At 43.0% G+C, this 19395-nt stretch carries 17 protein-coding genes, 1 pseudogene and 1 CRISPR repeat array; of the genes and pseudogenes, 6 read left to right on the top strand and 12 right to left on the bottom strand.

The features are described 5' to 3' along the window. Window positions 1–341, top strand: a 341-nt coding sequence (locus tag TH606_RS09710; RefSeq protein ID WP_197460556.1) for a PD-(D/E)XK nuclease domain-containing protein, incomplete at its 5' end; no start/stop codon positions are given. 710 nt (window positions 342–1051) lie between these two features. Continuing rightward, window positions 1052–5055: a CRISPR direct-repeat array (repeat unit 37 nt; unit sequence GTGAGAAAACCTTGCCTGATTAAGAAGGCATTACGAC). Window positions 5056–5233: 178 nt separating this feature from the next. Here the strand turns inward: TH606_RS09710 and TH606_RS09700 are convergent. From TH606_RS09700 to cmr1, 12 genes are read right to left on the bottom strand one after another with little or no spacing between them, the layout of a single operon-like run. Beyond that, window positions 5234–5626: a nucleotidyltransferase substrate binding protein gene (locus TH606_RS09700; RefSeq protein ID WP_068543404.1), complete on the bottom strand. Its 393-nt coding sequence runs from the start codon at window positions 5624–5626 to the stop codon at window positions 5234–5236. Further along, window positions 5613–5924 carry a nucleotidyltransferase family protein gene (locus TH606_RS09695; RefSeq protein WP_068543401.1) on the bottom strand — a complete coding sequence of 104 codons (312 nt, stop codon included), beginning with the start codon at window positions 5922–5924 and terminating at the stop codon, window positions 5613–5615. The genes TH606_RS09700 and TH606_RS09695 overlap by 14 nt, the downstream gene beginning before the upstream one ends. Beyond that, window positions 5925–7202, bottom strand: a complete 1278-nt coding sequence (gene csx1 / locus TH606_RS09690) for a CRISPR-associated CARF protein Csx1 (protein WP_068543398.1) — start codon at window positions 7200–7202, stop codon at window positions 5925–5927. Further along, window positions 7199–8116, bottom strand: a complete 918-nt coding sequence (cmr6, locus tag TH606_RS09685; RefSeq protein ID WP_068543395.1) for a type III-B CRISPR module RAMP protein Cmr6 — start codon at window positions 8114–8116, stop codon at window positions 7199–7201. Before cmr6 ends, csx1 begins: the two co-directional genes overlap by 4 nt. Beyond that, the gene (cmr5, locus tag TH606_RS09680; protein ID WP_068543392.1) at window positions 8109–8534 is read right to left on the bottom strand and encodes a type III-B CRISPR module-associated protein Cmr5; all 426 of its coding nucleotides are present in this window, start codon (window positions 8532–8534) and stop codon (window positions 8109–8111) included. Before cmr5 ends, cmr6 begins: the two co-directional genes overlap by 8 nt. After that, a complete protein-coding gene (gene cmr4, locus TH606_RS09675) occupies window positions 8531–9415 on the bottom strand; it encodes a type III-B CRISPR module RAMP protein Cmr4 (protein ID WP_068543389.1) in 885 nt (294 codons plus the stop codon). Before cmr4 ends, cmr5 begins: the two co-directional genes overlap by 4 nt. Before the next feature lie 9 nt (window positions 9416–9424). Continuing rightward, window positions 9425–9790: a DUF5615 family PIN-like protein gene (locus TH606_RS09670; protein WP_068543385.1), complete on the bottom strand. Its 366-nt coding sequence runs from the start codon at window positions 9788–9790 to the stop codon at window positions 9425–9427. After that, window positions 9787–10026, bottom strand: a complete 240-nt coding sequence (locus TH606_RS09665) for a DUF433 domain-containing protein (RefSeq protein WP_068543382.1) — start codon at window positions 10024–10026, stop codon at window positions 9787–9789. Before TH606_RS09665 ends, TH606_RS09670 begins: the two co-directional genes overlap by 4 nt. An 11-nt stretch (window positions 10027–10037) precedes the next feature. Then, window positions 10038–11072, bottom strand: a complete 1035-nt coding sequence (locus tag TH606_RS09660) for a type III-B CRISPR module-associated Cmr3 family protein (protein WP_068543379.1) — start codon at window positions 11070–11072, stop codon at window positions 10038–10040. Beyond that, entirely contained in the window at window positions 11069–11290 is a 222-nt protein-coding gene (locus TH606_RS09655; protein ID WP_082863612.1) for a DUF4160 domain-containing protein, read from the bottom strand. The genes TH606_RS09660 and TH606_RS09655 overlap by 4 nt, the downstream gene beginning before the upstream one ends. Next, the gene (gene cas10, locus TH606_RS09650; RefSeq protein WP_068543376.1) at window positions 11271–14102 is read right to left on the bottom strand and encodes a type III-B CRISPR-associated protein Cas10/Cmr2; all 2832 of its coding nucleotides are present in this window, start codon (window positions 14100–14102) and stop codon (window positions 11271–11273) included. The genes TH606_RS09655 and cas10 overlap by 20 nt, the downstream gene beginning before the upstream one ends. Further along, a complete protein-coding gene (cmr1, locus tag TH606_RS09645; RefSeq protein ID WP_068543373.1) occupies window positions 14089–15210 on the bottom strand; it encodes a type III-B CRISPR module RAMP protein Cmr1 in 1122 nt (373 codons plus the stop codon). The genes cas10 and cmr1 overlap by 14 nt, the downstream gene beginning before the upstream one ends. Window positions 15211–15787: 577 nt before the next feature. Between cmr1 and cas2 (TH606_RS09640) the strand changes: the two genes are divergently transcribed. The 5 genes and pseudogenes from cas2 (TH606_RS09640) to TH606_RS09620 all read left to right on the top strand — a co-directional run. Beyond that, window positions 15788–16075, top strand: coding sequence for a CRISPR-associated endonuclease Cas2 (cas2, locus tag TH606_RS09640; protein ID WP_068543369.1), 288 nt, complete (start codon window positions 15788–15790; stop codon window positions 16073–16075). Further along, entirely contained in the window at window positions 16072–17784 is a 1713-nt protein-coding gene (locus TH606_RS09635) for a CRISPR-associated primase-polymerase type A1 (RefSeq protein ID WP_068543366.1), read from the top strand. The genes cas2 (TH606_RS09640) and TH606_RS09635 overlap by 4 nt, the downstream gene beginning before the upstream one ends. Further along, window positions 17784–18800 (top strand): CRISPR-associated endonuclease Cas1, encoded by a 1017-nt coding sequence (gene cas1 / locus TH606_RS09630; RefSeq protein WP_068543363.1) that lies wholly within the window; start codon window positions 17784–17786, stop codon window positions 18798–18800. The genes TH606_RS09635 and cas1 overlap by 1 nt, the downstream gene beginning before the upstream one ends. Before the next feature lie 4 nt (window positions 18801–18804). Continuing rightward, on the top strand, window positions 18805–19095 hold the full coding sequence (gene cas2 / locus TH606_RS09625; RefSeq protein ID WP_082863611.1) for a CRISPR-associated endonuclease Cas2: 291 nt from the start codon (window positions 18805–18807) through the stop codon (window positions 19093–19095). Window positions 19096–19190: 95 nt separating this feature from the next. Next, window positions 19191–19395, top strand: a pseudogene (locus TH606_RS09620) (hypothetical protein); the annotation flags it as partial.

Here is a 19395-nt window from a genome sequence, read left to right as displayed (position 1 = left end):
CGCATGATTGGTATAGGAAGACGGAGCTATCCGGTTACGAGGGATTTTATGCGAGCATTTTTTACTGTTATTTTACGGCGTTGGGAGTAGAGGTGCGGGTGGAAGAGGCTGTAAGCCACGGGCGCCTTGACATGGCGGTAATTTTTGAAGGAAGGTGTTTTTTATTTGAATTTAAGGTGGTGGAGCTTGAGCCAGAAGGCAAGGCTTTGGAACAGATTAAAGCCAGAGGTTATCACGAAAAATATTTTGATAAGTGTCAGAATATTTACCTTATTGGCGTTGAGTTCAGCAAAAAAGAACGCAACATAGTGGGCTTTGAGTGGGAAGTGGTGGGAGATTAGTTAAAATTTGCTTGATTTAAACTTCAAGTTAGGCATACTGGTTATTAATGAGAGCATAAAACAGATGACAGGGGCTGTCATTGCAAGTTCTCTTTTTGTCATTGCGAGCGAAGCGAAGCAATCTCCGTCTCAAACAATGCAGAAGGGATCAGAGATCGCCACGGCGACTACGTCGCCTCGCGATGATGCTCTGTAATGTAAAAAATGCTCCCATTAATAAATAGTTCTTTGAAAATTGAATAGTGTTAATGGCAAGGCTTCTTATAATAGCAGTTTTATTTAATTATTAATCTTTCTCTGTCATTGCGAGCTCTTTCTCTGTCATTGCGAGCGGAGCGAAGCAATCTAAGGCGAAGCAATCTTTCCGAGTGATACCGAAGAGATTTAAATCGCCACGGCAACTTAGTCATCTCGCGAGATACTCTGTAACGCAACAATGTTTTAACTAATAAGAAATGGGGTATCCCGGTCTGATTTTGGTCAGGGGTACCCCTTTTTCGCGCAAATTTATAACTTAGCAATTTATCGTTAATTTTCAGACGGGTTATTTTAACCCTGACCGGTTATGGAAAGTCTTGGGCTTCAATGGTTTCAGGTGGTTCTCGAGCTGGAAGGTAGAGTTTTAAAGCAGGTTTTAACCGGTTTTTCCCTGAGCCCTGACCTAACCTGCCATCTAACCTGTTTTTATAACGTCGTTTTTAAAGGCAGCTGTGAGAAAACCTTGCCTGATTAAGAAGGCATTACGACACGGGAAGGAAGCCGTTTAACTTCCTTCCAGTCGTTAGTGAGAAAACCTTGCCTGATTAAGAAGGCATTACGACCAGGAAAACACCTTCTCTATCCCTACCTCGTCACTCCTGTGAGAAAACCTTGCCTGATTAAGAAGGCATTACGACTAGCTTTATAAATCGTCAGCTTTTCCTGGAAATCTCGGGTGAGAAAACCTTGCCTGATTAAGAAGGCATTACGACACGCATCCTTCGGTGTCAAACCCTTATGGCTTCGGAATTTGTGAGAAAACCTTGCCTGATTAAGAAGGCATTACGACGATTTCAGTATGCGGGGTTTCTTTATGGAGAGCGCCAATCGTGAGAAAACCTTGCCTGATTAAGAAGGCATTACGACATCCAAGGAAATATCAAGGCTACCAAAATCATCTAAAGTGAGAAAACCTTGCCTGATTAAGAAGGCATTACGACGGGATATTTTCTTCTTTGTATTTTTTACAAAGGTCTATGTGAGAAAACCTTGCCTGATTAAGAAGGCATTACGACGTAGGTCAAGATCATCCAGATTTTCCCAATACAGTGAAAGTGAGAAAACCTTGCCTGATTAAGAAGGCATTACGACTTTGTATTTGCATCATTAATATGTAGCCATCGGTGCAATCGTGAGAAAACCTTGCCTGATTAAGAAGGCATTACGACTCTAAACAGCTAGTATCAATTTCAATATTAGACGCATTCTGTGAGAAAACCTTGCCTGATTAAGAAGGCATTACGACATAAAACAATAGAATATCTAGTAGTTCATCTTTGATATTTGTGAGAAAACCTTGCCTGATTAAGAAGGCATTACGACATATATTTCTTTTACTACATCCTTTGAAATATTTACCATAAAGTGAGAAAACCTTGCCTGATTAAGAAGGCATTACGACGTAAGTAAGCAGTAAAAGAACAACAGGTTCTAGGGCGGGTGAGAAAACCTTGCCTGATTAAGAAGGCATTACGACTTTTCTTTATTCTTGCCGTTCGTTAGCCGTTCGTAAGGTGAGAAAACCTTGCCTGATTAAGAAGGCATTACGACGTGAGAAACTTCTCTTCCAATACCGAACCCCAAAATTCGTGTGAGAAAACCTTGCCTGATTAAGAAGGCATTACGACCAGTTCTCCTGGCCCCCACACCAAGCCGTCTCTCACAGTGAGAAAACCTTGCCTGATTAAGAAGGCATTACGACTCAATCAAAAAGACTTTTAATTTTTGAGCTTCTATGTTGTGAGAAAACCTTGCCTGATTAAGAAGGCATTACGACATTTCTCTTACCCCCCTTAGTTTTTCTTTATTCTTGCCGTGTGAGAAAACCTTGCCTGATTAAGAAGGCATTACGACTCAATCAAAAAGACTTTTAATTTTTGAGCTTCTATGTATAGCTGTGAGAAAACCTTGCCTGATTAAGAAGGCATTACGACCATAACGCACCAAAATTATCTTTTGCAACCTTGGTCTATGTGAGAAAACCTTGCCTGATTAAGAAGGCATTACGACTCCTTAAACTGGTTTCTTATTTTCCGCATCAATTTCATGTGAGAAAACCTTGCCTGATTAAGAAGGCATTACGACCTAGACGCCGCTGTTGCTATTCGTTGCACACAAGCATAAAGTGAGAAAACCTTGCCTGATTAAGAAGGCATTACGACCTGTTTGGTATTCATCCACATATTTTTTAAAATAAATAAAAGTGAGAAAACCTTGCCTGATTAAGAAGGCATTACGACAAGCTGGCGGCACTCCAAAAACTGCGCATATTTCCTCTGTGAGAAAACCTTGCCTGATTAAGAAGGCATTACGACCAAATAATTTATCCAACTGATACACTTTATAAGCTTCTGTGAGAAAACCTTGCCTGATTAAGAAGGCATTACGACTTTGCTGTTTCCCAAATCATTCTAACCTCCTTATGTCCAGTGAGAAAACCTTGCCTGATTAAGAAGGCATTACGACTGCCTTACTTGTTGTTTCTTTCTTAGCCTTTACTTTCTTAGTGAGAAAACCTTGCCTGATTAAGAAGGCATTACGACCCGTGGCTATTGCGAGAAGCGTTTTGCCTGTGGCTTTAGTGAGAAAACCTTGCCTGATTAAGAAGGCATTACGACTACCAGAAACAAACTTTGCCCTTCTGGCAATGTTAAATGTGAGAAAACCTTGCCTGATTAAGAAGGCATTACGACCCGCATCAGGGAGACAATGTCCCTTTCAGTCCTGTGGTGAGAAAACCTTGCCTGATTAAGAAGGCATTACGACTGATTCTTCCCCCTCCCGTTCTTCGAGAAACATCGGCCCCGTGAGAAAACCTTGCCTGATTAAGAAGGCATTACGACTATCATTTTTCTGCCCCCTTTTTCTTTATGCTTACAAGGTGAGAAAACCTTGCCTGATTAAGAAGGCATTACGACGCGCTTTGAGTAAACTCAACCTTTTCAACCTTTCCAAGTGAGAAAACCTTGCCTGATTAAGAAGGCATTACGACTTACCCCCACAATACGCCCCTCTTCGTCCCTAATAGCCCCATGTGAGAAAACCTTGCCTGATTAAGAAGGCATTACGACTCCTGCACCTTTATCATTTTTCTGCCCCCTTTTTCGTGAGAAAACCTTGCCTGATTAAGAAGGCATTACGACCAAGCGGCTGAAAGACAAAAACTTTCTTTGTCTTGGTGTATGTGAGAAAACCTTGCCTGATTAAGAAGGCATTACGACCAATAAGCCTCTCACGCCATTCTTTTAACTTTTCCATAACGTGAGAAAACCTTGCCTGATTAAGAAGGCATTACGACTAACATCTCCCATCTCTCTTACCTCCCGTTTTTATTTTTTGTGAGAAAACCTTGCCTGATTAAGAAGGCATTACGACCCCTTGTATAGTTCTCCAATCCGAAACCAAAATTTTGGCCGTGAGAAAACCTTGCCTGATTAAGAAGGCATTACGACATCATCGCTGTCTTCTAAATGATACTGTTTTTCTAAGTGAGAAAACCTTGCCTGATTAAGAAGGCATTACGACCTGAATTCTATGAATAGCTCACTTTCAGCCAAAACTAGGGTGTGAGAAAACCTTGCCTGATTAAGAAGGCATTACGACTTACTTACCTCCTTTTACAATAATTTTTCTAATGCATTTTGTGAGAAAACCTTGCCTGATTAAGAAGGCATTACGACTCTATATCTACCAATGAGAACCCACTATCATCATATTTTTGTGAGAAAACCTTGCCTGATTAAGAAGGCATTACGACTTTCCTTCTACATAAAACCAAAATTTGATTTCTTTCTTTTCCGTGAGAAAACCTTGCCTGATTAAGAAGGCATTACGACCAGCCCATTATTTTCTACAATAATGGGCTGGCCATTAAGTGAGAAAACCTTGCCTGATTAAGAAGGCATTACGACTCTCGATAGAATAAAATATTTTCCTATCGAGATTTTTAGTGAGAAAACCTTGCCTGATTAAGAAGGCATTACGACTGACCTAGGCTAAAAAAAGAATATGAGCGAGCTATTTTGTGAGAAAACCTTGCCTGATTAAGAAGGCATTACGACATATACACTTGGCCGGTATATTTCTCTGATAAATAAATATTGTGAGAAAACCTTGCCTGATTAAGAAGGCATTACGACCTACTTAGTTTGGTAGCCAAGCTTTTAATTCTTTTTTCAATCGTGAGAAAACCTTGCCTGATTAAGAAGGCATTACGACGCTATTCTTAAGACTTCTGAGGTCATTGCCTTCTCTGGGTGAGAAAACCTTGCCTGATTAAGAAGGCATTACGACAACTTAAAAATCTCTCTCCTTTAAGCTTTAATTCTTGTGAGAAAACCTTGCCTGATTAAGAAGGGCAGGTGACAGGCCCCCTGGCCTGTTACCTCCTGATGAGCTTAGTTTGAGGGGCACTGCTTGGTGAGAAAACCTTGCCTGATTAAGAAGGCCAGGTGACAGGCCCCTGGCCTGTTACCTCCTGATGAGCTTAGTTTGATGGGCACTGCTTGATGAGAAAACCTTGCCAGATTAAGAAGGGCAGGTGACAGGCCCCCTGGCCTGTTACCTCAGCAAAACGAAATATATTTCGTTAGCCGAGACCAAAATTTAGGGCAAATATTTTAAGAAAATACCTCTCATAAAGCTCTTTTTTTGATTTTTGTAATGAGTTTTTCCAGAACCGAACAATAAACTTTAGTGATTCTCATAAAGATCTCTTCCGCCGTTGATTCGTCGTAGATGTGAGAACTACGATTACGGTCTTCAAGCATGTCAAGAACTATTTCGTCATCATCAATCAATCCCGCTCGGAAGGCTTCTTTGATGCATCTACGAGGACTGGCACATTCAATTCCTTGATAAGCAAGGATAATTTTCAAGGTTTTCCAAAAGAGCTCTACGGTAAATTCAAAGCGTTGAATGACTCCGTCACGATCAAGATCATCCTTGACTTTGGGAAGCGCTTCTTTAAGACGAGCAAAAGCCTGCTCTAGTTTATCAATAGCTAAATATAAGTCAGTTTTTTTCATAGACTATTTCTCCTGTTTTAAGAATTATCTTTCTAAACTCTGGAGAAATCTTATTCCAAAACAAAAGATCAACGGTGTATAACCCTGCAATCCGATCCAATTCTTCTTTGAGTTTTCGTTCCGAGCGAAAATCAAGAGATGCCTTCCCTACAACTACAAGATCAAAATCGGAACCAAGCCGGGCAGTTCCCTTCGCCTGTGAACCGAAAAGGATAATCTTCTCAGGATCAAGTTTGCGCACGATGAAATCTATAATTTCGGTTAACCGATCTTTGCGATGATTTTTAAGGGATGGCATTTAATAAAGTGTTTTTAAAACAAAATTTTTTATATTTTTTTGCTTAGTTGGATCATATCTTAGTTGCTTTTCAGAATTGCTTATTCGTAATTGGACAGCATTCTTTTCTAAGCCAGCATGAGCAAAAAAGTTCCTTGGGTCAATAGAATCACATTTTTTGTTTTCAATTTTATTCCAACACTCCCATTGATCAGAAATATTTTCCAAACTTTCTAAACTCTTTATTTCTTTGCCTATCACATTTTTAAAAAGGATGTTTTGTTTAAATATTTTATCATACAAAGTCTTAAAATCTTTTAAAGAAATTTCTGACTTACTGTCTGACTTACTGATAAATGATAAATCATTTTCAAGAAATTTTGAAAACAAATAGATTAAAGATAGAATTCTAAAAAGAGGTGTTAATTTAGCTTCTTTTTTTATTGTATTTTGATAGATAGAGATCTTGTCTTCATATTCTTTTATAGCTTCTTCTAAATGTGAATTTATCTCTTTAGAAGGAACAAAAAAAGTTGTCAAAACTAGAGGCAAACCAAATACTCCACCTCCCAGGAAGGTTAAAACCTGTTTAAGCCAATTTTTATCTACAGCTTTTATTTTTTTATCGTTAACGTCAATTACTAATTTTTCAAAAAATTTATCATTTTCTTCAGGTTTATATGGACTAAGAGCAGGGAAAAGATGTGTTATTTTTATATTTTCTACTTCATGAATATGAAGAGTCATATCTGACATATTTGAAGAAAATGGGTCGGCATTATGAGCAACAAATTGAATATCTTTGAAAAGACTTATAACTTGTAGAATTTCTTTGACAGCTTTGTATGTTAAAACTGGCATAAAATTTAATCCATGAGTAAGATCCAAATGAACTTCAAGCTTTTCATTAAAAGAAACATTTGAAAAATTTAATGATAATTCATAAATTAAGCGATAATAATAATCAATTATTTGTCCTCTAAAGACGCCGTTTGGGAAGTAACCTGTGCCTGGAAGAACAAAAATTCTAACTTTTCCTAAAATATCTTCTGAGAAGTTATCACAAAGAAAATTTTTCATCCTTTCTTCTACATCTTTTTTAAGATTATGATAGTTTTCTTTATTGTTTAAATCTTTAGCTAAAGAATCGCCAACTAAAATCCAAATATGGTCTGGTTTTAACTCATTTACTAAAATTGAGAGTGAAGTTTTTGAGTATAATTGTCTATCATTGAAAGAATAAGATACTTCTTTCCAGCTAAAAGGATTTCCCCATGGAGCAATAAGGACTTTCTTCATGCAAACCTCCCGTGACCCAGGGCCGTCTTGGCGCCAAAGCCGTGTTCTGAAAGGGCGTCTTTAAAGGCCTTGAGAAATCTTTCTCGGACTTCCCCGGCCAATTCTTGGTCCATAAGGAAAACAAAGCGAAACGCAACTTCTGGAGCTATCGCCAGAAAAGGAAGTGGATTCGGATTTTGGTCTTCGGTAGGACCGCGTTCCCCACCGTAATAATCCGGATAATGGCAGGTGGTGATCTCCAGCGTGAGCTCGGGGATCTCCATCGGGAAGGCGTCAAGAAAGACCACTTTACCCCTTTCGGCAGGGCCTTCTTTCTCTTCCCGGCCAAAGGGTTGGGCTAAACATTCCCAGAAGGTTTTATCTTCGGCAGCCCAGTGTTCGAAAAAATCGGGATTTTCTTCTGCCTTGTTTATCAGATACGCCAGGCGCACTACGCCTTTTATACTCTCTGCGGGAAGGTAGGGAATGCCCAGCGTCCAGTGTAAGGTGAAGCCGCGCTCGGTAGGATGGGCGTTCCCCAGGCCGATTATGAGCGGAGTTTTGAGTTTGTAGTCTTTATTATCTACCGGTTCATAACCGAGATTTTGAAAGGCCCTGCAAAGACCGTCAATCTCGCGGTGTTTTTTCTCAAGAAAAGATTTGATCTCTCCTGAAGCCTTTTGATAGTTTTCAAGGACTTTTCGAGCTTGCCTATGGGCCTGAAACTGATATTTAGGAAACTTAAGGCTGTCTTTAGTTTTCCACTCTGCAAAGAGCCACTTATTGAAGTAAAGGCCAAAATTAAAACTTGTGCCGAGATCTTGAAGATGCCGGGAAAGTTCATCCGGCAAAGGCCGAAAAGGTTGTGGCATATTCCATGGTTTTCCTTTCTGTCCAGCCGGCCTCCTTCCATGCCCTCGGTTTCCTTTAGGCATTTTTCTCCTCCACAAACATCTTGCTCATTACTTTAAACCACTCAAGAAACCTGAGAGCCTCTTCTTGAAGGGCGAGGTATTTAAAGGCCTCACCTTTTGTAATTTCCTCTATTGTTTTGGCTGGATTTTCTGGGTCAAAAGAAAGCAAATCGCGTTCTTTTAGCCAGCCTGCTAGGGCCTCAAAGGCCAGCCAGTATTTGGCTTCTTTGCCGGTCTTGTTGTATTTGCCACTTTTTTGATCCGCAGCTTTGGCCAAAAGAAAACAGAGCGTGTGCCCCAGGCCGTTTTGCAGGATCATGGCCGGAAGTCCGGCTACAAAACTTGAAAACTCTTTGGCCGCGCCGGCCCCCAGGGCCTCAAGGGCCTCTTTAGTCTTTTGGTAGGCAAATGCAGCGCGCTCCTGCCCGATAGTCCTCATCTCTTACCTCCTAGCCAGTTCACCTTGCAAATGCCTTTACCAAGGGTGAAATCTCCACCGATTTGAAGGTGAGTGGAAACCGCCTGGGTCACCAGATTGGCCACATCGTTTGCCAAAAGGCGGGTGCCTTGCTCCTTACATTTGCTATTTGGTTTGCGGTCTTCGGAGAAAAAGGCCAGAAAATAGAGCACAGAATCTGCCGGGAGATACTCTTGATAGCGCAAAGATCCATCTTTGGCCGTGCCAGTATCGTCGTCAATGGCAATATGGGCCTGGACCTCGGTGGCCGTGCGCACCAGGTAGCCAAACACTTCGTCAGAGACCAACACGGCTTTTTCCACCTGGTCCAGATAGGAATTAAAAGAATCATCGGAGTTTGAGCTGTTTTGGTCTTCTCTGTTTACCGGCATATCCTCCAAAATAATTTTCTCTGGGAAGCCTCCTTTTAAGGGCACAAAACCTTCTCTTTCCACTTCAAAAGTGACTTTTACCTCCTGGCCTAAAAGAGCCAGGTCTTCCTTAAATCGTTTGAGCACGGCCGGGCAGGTCACATGCACAAAAGGCGCCACATTGGCGCGCACGGGAAAAAGAAGCAACCTTGCATCAGTTACCGTAACCGCCCCAGCCCAGTTGTCTCCCTCTTCAACGGTTCGGCCGAAAATGCATTCTACCAAATCCTCGTTCAATCCGTTATTTTTCCAGGCCTTTTCACACCAATCCCGCAACGCTCCTTTTATCCCCGAAGCTTGAACCATGGGCCAGGCGGTATGACGCTCCCGCTGAATGGGTAAATCCACGGCTTTTAAAGTCTGTCCGGCCCCGGCGTGAATGGGTGTCAGAGCGTATAAAAAACAAAATCGCCTTTCTTCTCCCCAGAGCATCCTTTCCTCCTATTTTAAAGGTAAAATTCTAATCCTTGTTTTTCTCTCGTCTAAAACTATGAGAGCACCTTGAATCAGGTATTCCTGATAGTTTTCTAATAAATATAGAATTTTGGGAAGTAAAACATGAGGTCTTACATCTAAAGTTCTGACTTGAATAACACTAGGAAAGTCTGCTTTAGTAGCTGCTAAGATAGCACCAAAGTCTAAATCATTAGTTAAGATGATAAACTTATTTTCTTTAGCCCAGCTTAATATCTCTTCGTCTTTTGCTGATAAACTTCCAATTTCGCTCCAATGAAACGCTTCATAGTTTTTTTCTCTCAAAAGTAAAACTAATGAAGGTGACAGATTAACATCTACTAATATCTTCATGCTACTTTCTTATTTTCAAATTCTGTAATTTCTATTTCTTCAGCTCGCCAGGCAGCATAGGCTAAAGCTTGGTCTATATCTTCTGGTTCTAAATAGGGATAAAGTTTTAAAATTTCTTCTTTGCTAACTCCAGAAGCGATTAAACCGACTATAGTTCCAACGGTTACCCTCAGGCCCCTGATGCAAGGTTTACCTCCCATTACCTGAGGGTCAAAAGTGATTCTATCAAACTTCATAGCGTTCCTCCTTAAAAAGGTATCAACTCGCAAAGTCCTTTGTCTTTATCGGTAAAGAATACCGCTCCTACAGGGAAATAAGATCGCGCAGGTTTGTGAAAACCAGTCCGCAGGTCAAAACCGGCCACGCGTATAAGCTTTCCCGAAGCATAAGGAACGTCCAATATACTTGCCGATTGAGCTTTACTGAAAGAAAGGGGAGAAATGGCTAGCCATCGGCCGTTATTGGTAGTAGGAAGCTGCGGGTTCTCTTTTATCAACCGATAGCGCACCAGGCGGCCTTCTCCTCCAAGCTGAAAAACACCTTCTTCTTTCAGGTGTGAAGAGCAAAGAGGTTTATCCAGGCCAACCAAAAGAGCAACACCAGAAGCTAGCCGAAGGTGGCGTGCGGCATAAAGATGGCCTGTTTTAACCACTCTAAAACGATTATCTCTGGCAATGCCTACTCTTTCTTCAGTTTTTAATAAAAGGTTAAATGGCACAGCCAGGGACTCATCCTCAGATATCTCTTCTAAAGAGCAGGCTACCTTGAGTTTAAATGACTCGGTATTTTCTAGCGCTCGGCGAGTAAGCCAGAAACGCCCCAGAAGAGGCTCCATTTCTTCGGGAGGTTTTGTTACCCAAAGGGCCTTGGAGCGTGAAAGCTTTACCGGAAGAGCTTCTTGCGGCTCTAAAGGCCTGGCCTCATAAACGGTTAAAGTTTCCCCCAGGGCTCCATTATAAAACCAGCTCGCCGGAGCCGGGAACAGCACTACTCCGTTTGCCTTAAGAAGAGGGCCGGTTATACTAAAGCCAGGCCGTTTGGGCGTGCCCCAGAGGGGCAAATTTTCAGGGTCTAAATCCTGGTCTTCGGGCAAAGGCTTTAGCCGTTCGGGATCTATTCCTTTTTGTGCCAGGATGGCGGTGCGCAGCGCCCCGATAATAGTCTCCGGCACCGGGGGAAAGATTGGTACACCAGCCTCGTGCGTTTCTCCCGCCTCCATGGGTTCTCCGCCGCGGAAAAAAAGCGTGTCAAATGGTTTAATCTCAAGCCATTGGGCGATCATCGTTTGGCCTTCAAAGGGTATTTTTCCGGGTGTTCAATATTGTTTCTATTTCGTTTAGTTTCTTTGTACTCAAACCATATTTTAGCCAGAGCCACTTCTTCCTCCAGCCAGAATTTTGCTTCGCCATTGGCACAATGAACATGAACGTGCTTGCGGGGTTCTTCCCGCGAAAAGAAGAAAAAGCGGTATCCTTTTATTTTAAGCACCGTTTGACTCATTTCGTTTCTTCGCTTCTGCCAGAAAATTAGCAATAGCCAGGGCTTCTAAGGCCAGAGAATCCCCGATAACACTGCAAAAATTTTTCTTCCTGCGCTGTCCAAGGATGATAGACACTATATGTTTAGCCAAATCTACATTGTTTTCTTCTTTTTTGATTTGAGCATGTACAAAACGAAACATATCCTTGGGGTTGTGTTTCAAGACGAGAAGAGCTTCTTCATAGGCAGCCAAACGATAAACAAAAGAAGACGAAAGTTTACCCTTAGCCAAAGCCTCAATCAGGCTCTCAAAGGCATCCCAGACCGAAAGCTCTAAAACCCGGTCGTTTAAGCCAGCCACAAAGATGCGGCGTTCCCCGGCCCGGCGTTGCAGTTCCAAGGCCATGGCCGCCCGGCCAGAATCCTTGGCCAGGTCCAACAATTCGTGTGCCCGGCGAACAGCGGCACGCAAGGGCCATTTGTGATGCACGATCAAAAGCCCGGCAGAAATGGAAATCTCATCTCCAGGCCCCAGGTGAAGAAGTAAGCGGTCTTCCGGTTGTAAGTCTCTGGCATTTAAGATTTCTTCGGCTACATGTTCCGAGCTGATATTTTCTCCCTGCCTTCTTACCACTACCCGTGGTTTACCATACCTGACGAAGGCCCAATTGTAGGCCGTGGCTATCTCTCGGGCTGCTTTAAGTGCCTGAGATACAGGAAAAACTGCACACACATCGTCTCCACCAGCATAAATGAGGCGTCCCCTATACCTGGTCACAATAGAGGGCACGGTATAAAGGGCAAAGTCAGATAAAGCTTTAGATAAAGCCGCGTGGACAGACGGGGAAATTAGACGCTTGCAGTTGAGAAAATCTTGCCAGAAAGTCTTAAAATTTGAGCCAATCTCATTATTTTCAAGACGCCTTATAATCTCCAGGTGAATAACATCTCGCCAGGTAGCCGCAAAACCGCCAGAAAGTAGCCTTCCCATCCGGTCGCCATCCATAATAAGAACGGCGTAATAGCGATCGTATGCGGTTGGTTCGTCATTTTTTTCTTTACGACGACTTAAAAGGTCAAAAACTTTTTGGCGAATTTCTTCTTTTTGGGCTGAAATGGCTTCAATTTCGTATTTTTCCTTCGTTTCTTTTTGATGTAAAATTTCAGCTATTTTTTTAGGAGAAAGGCCGAGTTCATCTATGTCTTTTTGGGCTCGCTCAAGCCAATCTTGCAGAGCTATTTCGGTGGTGGAAGGAAAGCCCTCAGCTCCCTGGAAGAATGGATAAAGCGGATGTTCTTTATCCACCGCCAGGTAAGCCAGGCGTTTAATAAGGCCCAGAGCTGAAAGACGCTCGGTTTCTTTAAATTCTGATTTTGAAAATCCTTTACGGATTTTTTGCCAGCATAGATCGCGGCTTGGCTTAGGATTAGGATCTGGCTTTTTGCCTGTTATCAGTTCACAGTTTTTCCCCTCATTTTTACATTCCAGACAGGAAAATCTTAAAGCTTCAAGGTCTGGATGTAGATGACACTTTATACCTGGTTCTTCGGCCCGCTGTTCCACAGGAGAGAGCTTTTCCGCAGCAAGACTGCGCCCTACAAAATCATAGGAAGCCGAATAAAAAAATTTTTCGGTAAAGTTTAGATATGACAATTTTTTCTGACGAGCTTCCTCCAGATAAGCTTCAAGTTTCTGGACGATGTTTTCAGGAATAAAAAGCTTGTTTTGATTAAGAAGATGCTCGTCAAGCAAAGGCACGGCTGCCCAGTGGAACTCCCAGAAGCTTTTTGCCTGGCGCTCAAAAATATCATTAAAACTTTTCAGGCAAACTTTTGGGACTACATCAAAACATTTCTTTTCAACGAGAAGATATTTAACCTTTTTGGCGAGTTCCCACCAGGCATGTTTTATTTGTTCTTCAATAAGCAAAGCAATTTCTTCTTCTTTGCCCGCGGGAACAAGAAATAGAAACTTGTTGGGAAGCGTGGCAGCTCTGGCCTCAAGGTGATAGCGAGCCTTCCAGGAGCTAAAACCGCATGTTTTGTCTAACCCTGCTTCTATTAAAGCCTGGCCTATGGGAGAAGGATATATAATATGGTCTGAGCCATAGCGAGATATTACTATCCACAGGCCCTCTGAAGCCAACCAGGAAAGGATAAGCGAGGCCGTCCAGTAATCCCGCAGCTTGCGTGAACGAGCAATAAAGTCCTGCACCGGGGTGATGCTAAAGACCATGAGCGAGGCCTTCTTGTTGGGCGAAAGCCGGTAACAGGAGTAAAGGGCCGAAGTCAGAGCACAGTGCTGCCAGATGGAATGGTCTGGAAGGCGCGTGTCTGCGGGAAGGCACCACCATTGCCAGGAAAGATTACCTACTTTTTTTTGGGCCAGGCGATACGGAAGAACATGCCGAAAATAATGAAAAAGGACAAAAGAATAAAAGTTTTTAGGGAAATTTTTAGTGTCTTTTTCTATTAATTCTTCAATTTGATTTGAAATAGTTTCAAGCTTCAAATTATTTAAAGGTTCCAGAACAAGATATCTGCCTTTACCGGTAGGATGGGTAACTATAGGCTGTTCTGGAAATTTTATTTCACCCCCGCTTTCCTTTTCGGGCAGGAAGGTACGGTCAAGCCCTGAAGCCACCTGATCAGCTCTGGAAAGCAAATTTTCATCGGCGGAGACATATATTTTTTCACGCAGTTTTTCGGCTCGTCTTACATGACCCCAGATGGATAAAGCTTTATCCGGTGGGTCGTGCAAAAAGGCGGCCAGTTTTTCGCGCCAATAATTTTCGTCATCATGAAATGCTTGCGGAATTTTACAGGCAGTCATTTATACTTGCCCTCTGCATAGCGTCGTCTAAACGCTGGTGTACTTTTTGCCAGAGTTTGATTTGGTCAGCTTGTGAGACAAATCTTTGTGCTGATTCTATAAAATAAGGAAGATGTAAAATAAATGCTAAATATTTATTATTATTTCCTCTTCTTATAAAGAAATGCAAAGGAGAAGCGAGTCGTTTCCATCCAGCATTGCGTGCCGGATGATTAGTTAAGGGAAAACCTAACAGATGTCTTTCAGCGATAAGATTTTGAGCATCGGCATCAAGTCTCATTTGTTTAGGCCACTTATACCCTCTCTGTGGAACACCAGTTCTGACATAAATATAAACTTCAGCAAGGAATTTCATAGCTTTTTCCCAAGATTCAAATTCTTCTATTTTCCATAAAAGCAGTTTGTCATTATCTCCTTTAGCAAGGGTATGAGGATAAGATTTATTAAAACAATCTTTCCAAGAAGGAAGGTCTTTTGGCAATCTTTCGGTAAAATTTTCATCCCAATGGGGGCAACCCTCAATTTTTTCCACCTGAAAGCTCCCCCAGCCGTTGCGCGAGCGAGAACCCACGGCTCCAAAGGCGCGGAATAATATAAGGGCAAGTTTAAAGGTTTCATTATTTAGTAAAGAGCCGGGCACGCGCAGTATAAGCTGAAAAGTATCCTCAGGGTTAAGGTAAGAACGGTTGTAAATAGCCCCCTTTCCCTTTTTCCATATTACCGGCCCGTAACCGAGATAAAGTAAAGGATGGACCGGACGTATCACCTCTGGATGCCGAACATTATTAACCCCAGGAATCCGAGGGTCTTCTACTACTTGAGGATTCCCTTCCACTTCTACTCTCACCAGGCTTTTTTTCGACTCCTCACCCCCACCTCCGAAAATTTTGGTCTCTTCCTTAAGGAGATCACTGTAAGAGGGGAATTTTCTCCCCGCAGCCACCCGCCACCAGTAGCGCAAAAGTCCCTTAAAAGGTGCTGAGCGTAGCGAGGCCTTTTGTTCGGCATCTCCTAAAAACATAGGGGTGATAATTCGGCACTTAAATTTAATGGTAACCAGTTTATCAAATCTCTGACGCAAATTTTTAAGTCTATCCTGTTTATTCATAGTTCATTAATTTAAAGCAAGTAACTCAAGCACACCCTGAGCTATCTTGCCAATATCGTGGAAAAGAGCTGCTAAGGAAATTTTAAAGCTTTCTGGCAGAAAAGATTTGGCCATAAAAACCTACCTTTTACATAGAACCTGGAACCTGTAAGATAAGAACTTTATCGTTTTCTTTATCGAGGGAGTCTAAAATAAACACCCTCCATCCCTTTGTCTATTCTTTGAATTTGCCTTAGTAAAAAATCTCTTGCGTGTCAACACTTTTTAAAGCTTTCCGGTTATTAATAGGAGCATCTTTTACAACAGAATGTTACGCGGGGTGACGTTAAATTTTTTACTTTGGAAAAGATTGCTTCGCCACTTCGTGGCTCGCAATGATAACCTTCTTTGTCACTGCGAGGAGATCCTTCGCTCCCCTCGGGACAAACGAAGCAGTCTCAAGAAATATTTCAATAAACAAGAATTAGTTTAACCTGCCTTCTTCTTAGGAAATTATTTTGCCTGTCCCTGAAAAAATTTTTCTTGTCATTTTCAGTCCTTTTTGGCAAAAAGTCTTAAAAGGGATGGAGGTAAGGCTTTGAAGGCTACTCATTACCTCATCTCTTACGACATTTCAGATGATAAGCGCCTGCGTAAGGTGGCTAAAATTATGGAAGATTTTGGGGTGCGGGTGCTTTATAGCGTATTTGAGTGTCACTTAACTTCTGTTCAGCTTGAGGCTTTGCGCCGTTCAGTAGAACCAATCCTTGATCCTCTGGAAGACAGTGTACGTTATTACCCTATTTGTGAACGCTGTGAAAAACACATTGAACACCTTGGACGGGATAAAAAACTTCTGCGCCACAAGGAGTATGACATATTGTGAAACATCTTCTTATGGCTGAAGAATATTTGGCTCAGGGCCTGGAAGAAAAGGCAAGGGCCCTTGTGCTTCGCTATCGTCTTTGGCCTGGCCAAAAGGCCGATGAATACCTGCGCTGGGGTATTCTTTGTGAAGAGCTTGCCTTGCCCATTCAGGCTATTGAGTGCTACCAGAAAGCCCTGGAGGTGGAAAAAAATTATCCTCCCGCTCTTTGGGCTCTGGCAAGGCTCTACTATGAATTGGGAGACCTTGATACCGCTAAAAGACTGACTAGGCGTTTTTTGCAAAAAGAGCCAGAGAATTCTTCTGCTCGCGAGCTTCTGGCAAAAATTTATGAAGAGCTCGGTGAAGCTGGTTCTTACGCCGTTATAACCAGGCAAAAAGAGAAGCCTGCGTCGGGGCCGCGGTACTTTCCACCTTCCCTGGGGAAAAGAGACCTTGAGCCGTTTGGGCCATTTCTTTACGGGCGGAAGGCTTACGGGGAAATAGTTTTAAATTCTACCGGAGCACCTGTTTTTCTTTATCGCGAAAAGGCCTTTGATGAAGAAAAGCTTAAGGAGCACTTGCTTGGTAAGCGCTATTTTGGTGTTTATCCCATTGACGAAGAAAACCGCACAAGGGTTGCTTTTCTTGCCATTCGCATCTCAGAACAAGATAGGGCTCGCCATGCCCGTGATAAAAGCTGGCTTCACTTTAAAAGTGAGGCCGTAAACTATGTGGCCCTTTCGGCTTTCAAAAGGGTTAAAGATGAAGGCCTGTCCGCTGCCCTTGAGGTTTTGTCACCCTATTATTACCGCCTGTGGTTTTTGTTTTCTGAGCCTATCCACTTTTTATGGGCCAAAAGGTTTTTAAAAACCTTGCTAAATAAGCTTCCCTATCCCGAAGACGGAGTGCTTTATCAGGCCTGGAATCTCACTAAACCAGTAGGGCTTGGCTGGCGAGAGCAGGCGGTGATTTTACCCCTGGGGGTTAACCCTTCTACCAGGCAAAGAGCACTTTTTATAGATGAAAGTGGTGAGCCATATCCAGAGCAACTTTCTTTTTTCAAAAAATGGCGGCAGCTAAGCTTTTCTGAAGTTAAAACTTTTTGCCGCGGTGGAGAATTACGCTTTGAGGCGCGCACGGTAAAGCCCTTTGATGAGCTGCTTTCGCGGCTCTGTGAAAAATGTGCGGTGATTGACTCTCTGGTGCGTAAGGCCCAGGCTGGGCGCATCCTCACACGGGAAGAAAAGCTGGCCCTCTTCCTCACCGTGGGCCTTCTTGACCAGGACGGCCGTCTATTACACGAAGTGCTCCACCCCTGCCCTGATTACCACTTCTCAAGGGTTGAACGTCAGCGCAAAGGGCTTCCGCCCAATCCTATTAGTTGCTATAAACTAAGGGCCTGGTTCCCCACTCTTACAACCACTCTTTCTTGCTACTGTGTATTTGAAAACGCAGAAGAAAGATACCCTTCTCCTCTTCTTCATGTTTCGCCTATTCTGGTGCCTCCCGAGGAGGAAACGCTTACCCTCAAGCATCGTTCGGTAGCTGAACTGGCCAGGCATTACTGGTTCTACCTGAACGAAAAAGAAAAGCTTGAGCGCAGGCTGGCAAACCTGGAAAAGGAGCTCGTTTCTTATCTTGAGGCCAGGCCTGGTAAAAGAATTCGCCTGGCTGAAAAGGTATTTCTTTACTGTGAAGATGGAAGACTTAAGCTGGAGAAAACCTGATGGCCTTATACATAACAGAACAGGGGCTAAAAGTCAGGAAGCAAGGCCAGAGACTTCAGTTCTTTAAGGAAGAAAAAGAAGTTCGTGAAATAAGGCTTGACGACCTGGACGAGATATATGTCTTTGGGCGGGTTAACTTTTCAGCCCAGGCCTTGCAGGCTCTTTTAAAACACGAAATCAAAGTGCATTTTTTGACCACATCAGGCAAATATTTGGGCCGCCTAGCCCCACCAAGGGGCAAAAATGTGGAGTTAAGGCTTGCTCAATTCAGGGCCTTTGAAAACGAGACCCGCCGCCTTGAGCTGGCTAAAGCTATAGTCTATGGGAAGATTAAAAACCAGAAGGCCTTTCTCAGACGGCAAAATCGCAAGTTAAAGGACGAGAAAATCAGCCAAGCCATACTTCTTTTACGTCAGAAAGCCAAAGAGGCAGAAAAGGCCAAGAGTCTTGAGTCTCTAAGAGGGATTGAGGGACAGGCCGCTCAGGTTTACTTTGATGTTTTCGGGAAACTCTTTCAGGTAGATGGCCTGACTTTTCCTGGACGCATAAGAAGGCCTCCGCCTGACCCTATAAATGCGCTTTTATCTTTGGGTTATACACTTTTGTTTGCTCAAATCTGGAGTCTTACCGAAACAAGCGGCCTTGATCCTTACCTTGGCTTTTTGCATGTGCCTGAGTACGGCAGGCCTTCTCTGGTGCTTGACCTGGCGGAGGAATGGCGGCCTCTAATTGTTGATCCTTTAGTGGTGCGTCTTTTTAACTGGCGCACCATCAGGAAAGAGGACTTTACCAAAGAACCATGGGATGAAGAGGGTGATTTTTCCGCGGTGAGGCTAACGCCAGATGGTTTGCGCAAATTTTTGGGAAAGTTTCGCGAACGTCTGGGCGAAGAGGCATTGTATGCCCCGCTTGGTAAGAGACTCCGCTACCGACTGATAATGCAGCAACAGGTCTGGCACCTTGGGCGGGTGCTTGAAGGGCGGGAAGGTAAATACCAGAGCTTTACCCAGGATTAGGAAGGTGTCTAAACGGTATTTTTATATTGTTTCCTACGATATTTCTGACGATAAGCGCCTGCGAGAGATGCATAAGTTCTTAAAAGATTACGGAGAGTGGAAGCAAAAGAGTGTGTTTGAGTGCTGGCTTACCCCTGAAGCTTATGAGAACATGAAAGCGGGGATAAAAAGAATTTTCAAACCCAGGGAAGACCGGGTGCGCATTTACCGCCTTTGTGAAACCTGTCGTAAAAAAGCCTTCTCTTACGGCTGGGGCGAACTTCCAGATGACTTCGAAGAAGATGTGATTTTGTAAAAGGTTGTAAAAGGGACAGGCAAATTTTTAAGCCCTGTCAAAAATTGGCCGATGAAAATAGGGACAGGCAAATTTTCTTGCAAGGAGGTTTCATCATGCCGCGCATTCCAAGATTTTTCATGGATGACCCAAAGGCCGCCTATCACGTCATCTCCCGCACCGCTCTGCCTGGCCACGATGTCCTCGGCCCTGAAGAAAAAGACTACCTGTTACACCTTATCCGCTGGCTCTCTCAGGTATATTTCGTTGAAGTCTATGGCTTCGCTATTATGGGCAATCATTTTCATCTACTCTGCCGCA

The organism is Thermodesulfatator autotrophicus (assembly GCF_001642325.1).
In the GTDB taxonomy this organism is placed as follows: Bacteria; Desulfobacterota; Thermodesulfobacteria; order Thermodesulfobacteriales; family Thermodesulfatatoraceae; genus Thermodesulfatator; species Thermodesulfatator autotrophicus.
Note: the sequence above shows the minus strand (reverse complement) of the source record. Positions and strands in the feature narration are given on the sequence as shown.

Excerpts from the sequence above, each read along its gene's own strand:
- cas1 (WP_068543363.1), top strand. The coding sequence starts at position 17,784 with ATGGCCTTATACATAACAGAACAGGGGCTAAAAGTCAGGAAGCAAGGC.
- cas10 (WP_068543376.1), bottom strand. The coding sequence starts at position 14,102 with ATGACTGCCTGTAAAATTCCGCAAGCATTTCATGATGACGAAAATTAT.
- TH606_RS09660 (WP_068543379.1), bottom strand. The coding sequence starts at position 11,072 with ATGATCGCCCAATGGCTTGAGATTAAACCATTTGACACGCTTTTTTTC.
- TH606_RS09670 (WP_068543385.1), bottom strand. The coding sequence starts at position 9,790 with ATGAAGATATTAGTAGATGTTAATCTGTCACCTTCATTAGTTTTACTT.
- csx1 (WP_068543398.1), bottom strand. The coding sequence starts at position 7,202 with ATGAAGAAAGTCCTTATTGCTCCATGGGGAAATCCTTTTAGCTGGAAA.
- TH606_RS09700 (WP_068543404.1), bottom strand. The coding sequence starts at position 5,626 with ATGAAAAAAACTGACTTATATTTAGCTATTGATAAACTAGAGCAGGCT.
- TH606_RS09695 (WP_068543401.1), bottom strand. The coding sequence starts at position 5,924 with ATGCCATCCCTTAAAAATCATCGCAAAGATCGGTTAACCGAAATTATA.
- TH606_RS09655 (WP_082863612.1), bottom strand. The coding sequence starts at position 11,290 with ATGAGTCAAACGGTGCTTAAAATAAAAGGATACCGCTTTTTCTTCTTT.
- TH606_RS09665 (WP_068543382.1), bottom strand. The coding sequence starts at position 10,026 with ATGAAGTTTGATAGAATCACTTTTGACCCTCAGGTAATGGGAGGTAAA.
- cmr1 (WP_068543373.1), bottom strand. The coding sequence starts at position 15,210 with ATGAATAAACAGGATAGACTTAAAAATTTGCGTCAGAGATTTGATAAA.
- cmr5 (WP_068543392.1), bottom strand. The coding sequence starts at position 8,534 with ATGAGGACTATCGGGCAGGAGCGCGCTGCATTTGCCTACCAAAAGACT.
- cmr6 (WP_068543395.1), bottom strand. The coding sequence starts at position 8,116 with ATGCCTAAAGGAAACCGAGGGCATGGAAGGAGGCCGGCTGGACAGAAA.
- cmr4 (WP_068543389.1), bottom strand. The coding sequence starts at position 9,415 with ATGCTCTGGGGAGAAGAAAGGCGATTTTGTTTTTTATACGCTCTGACA.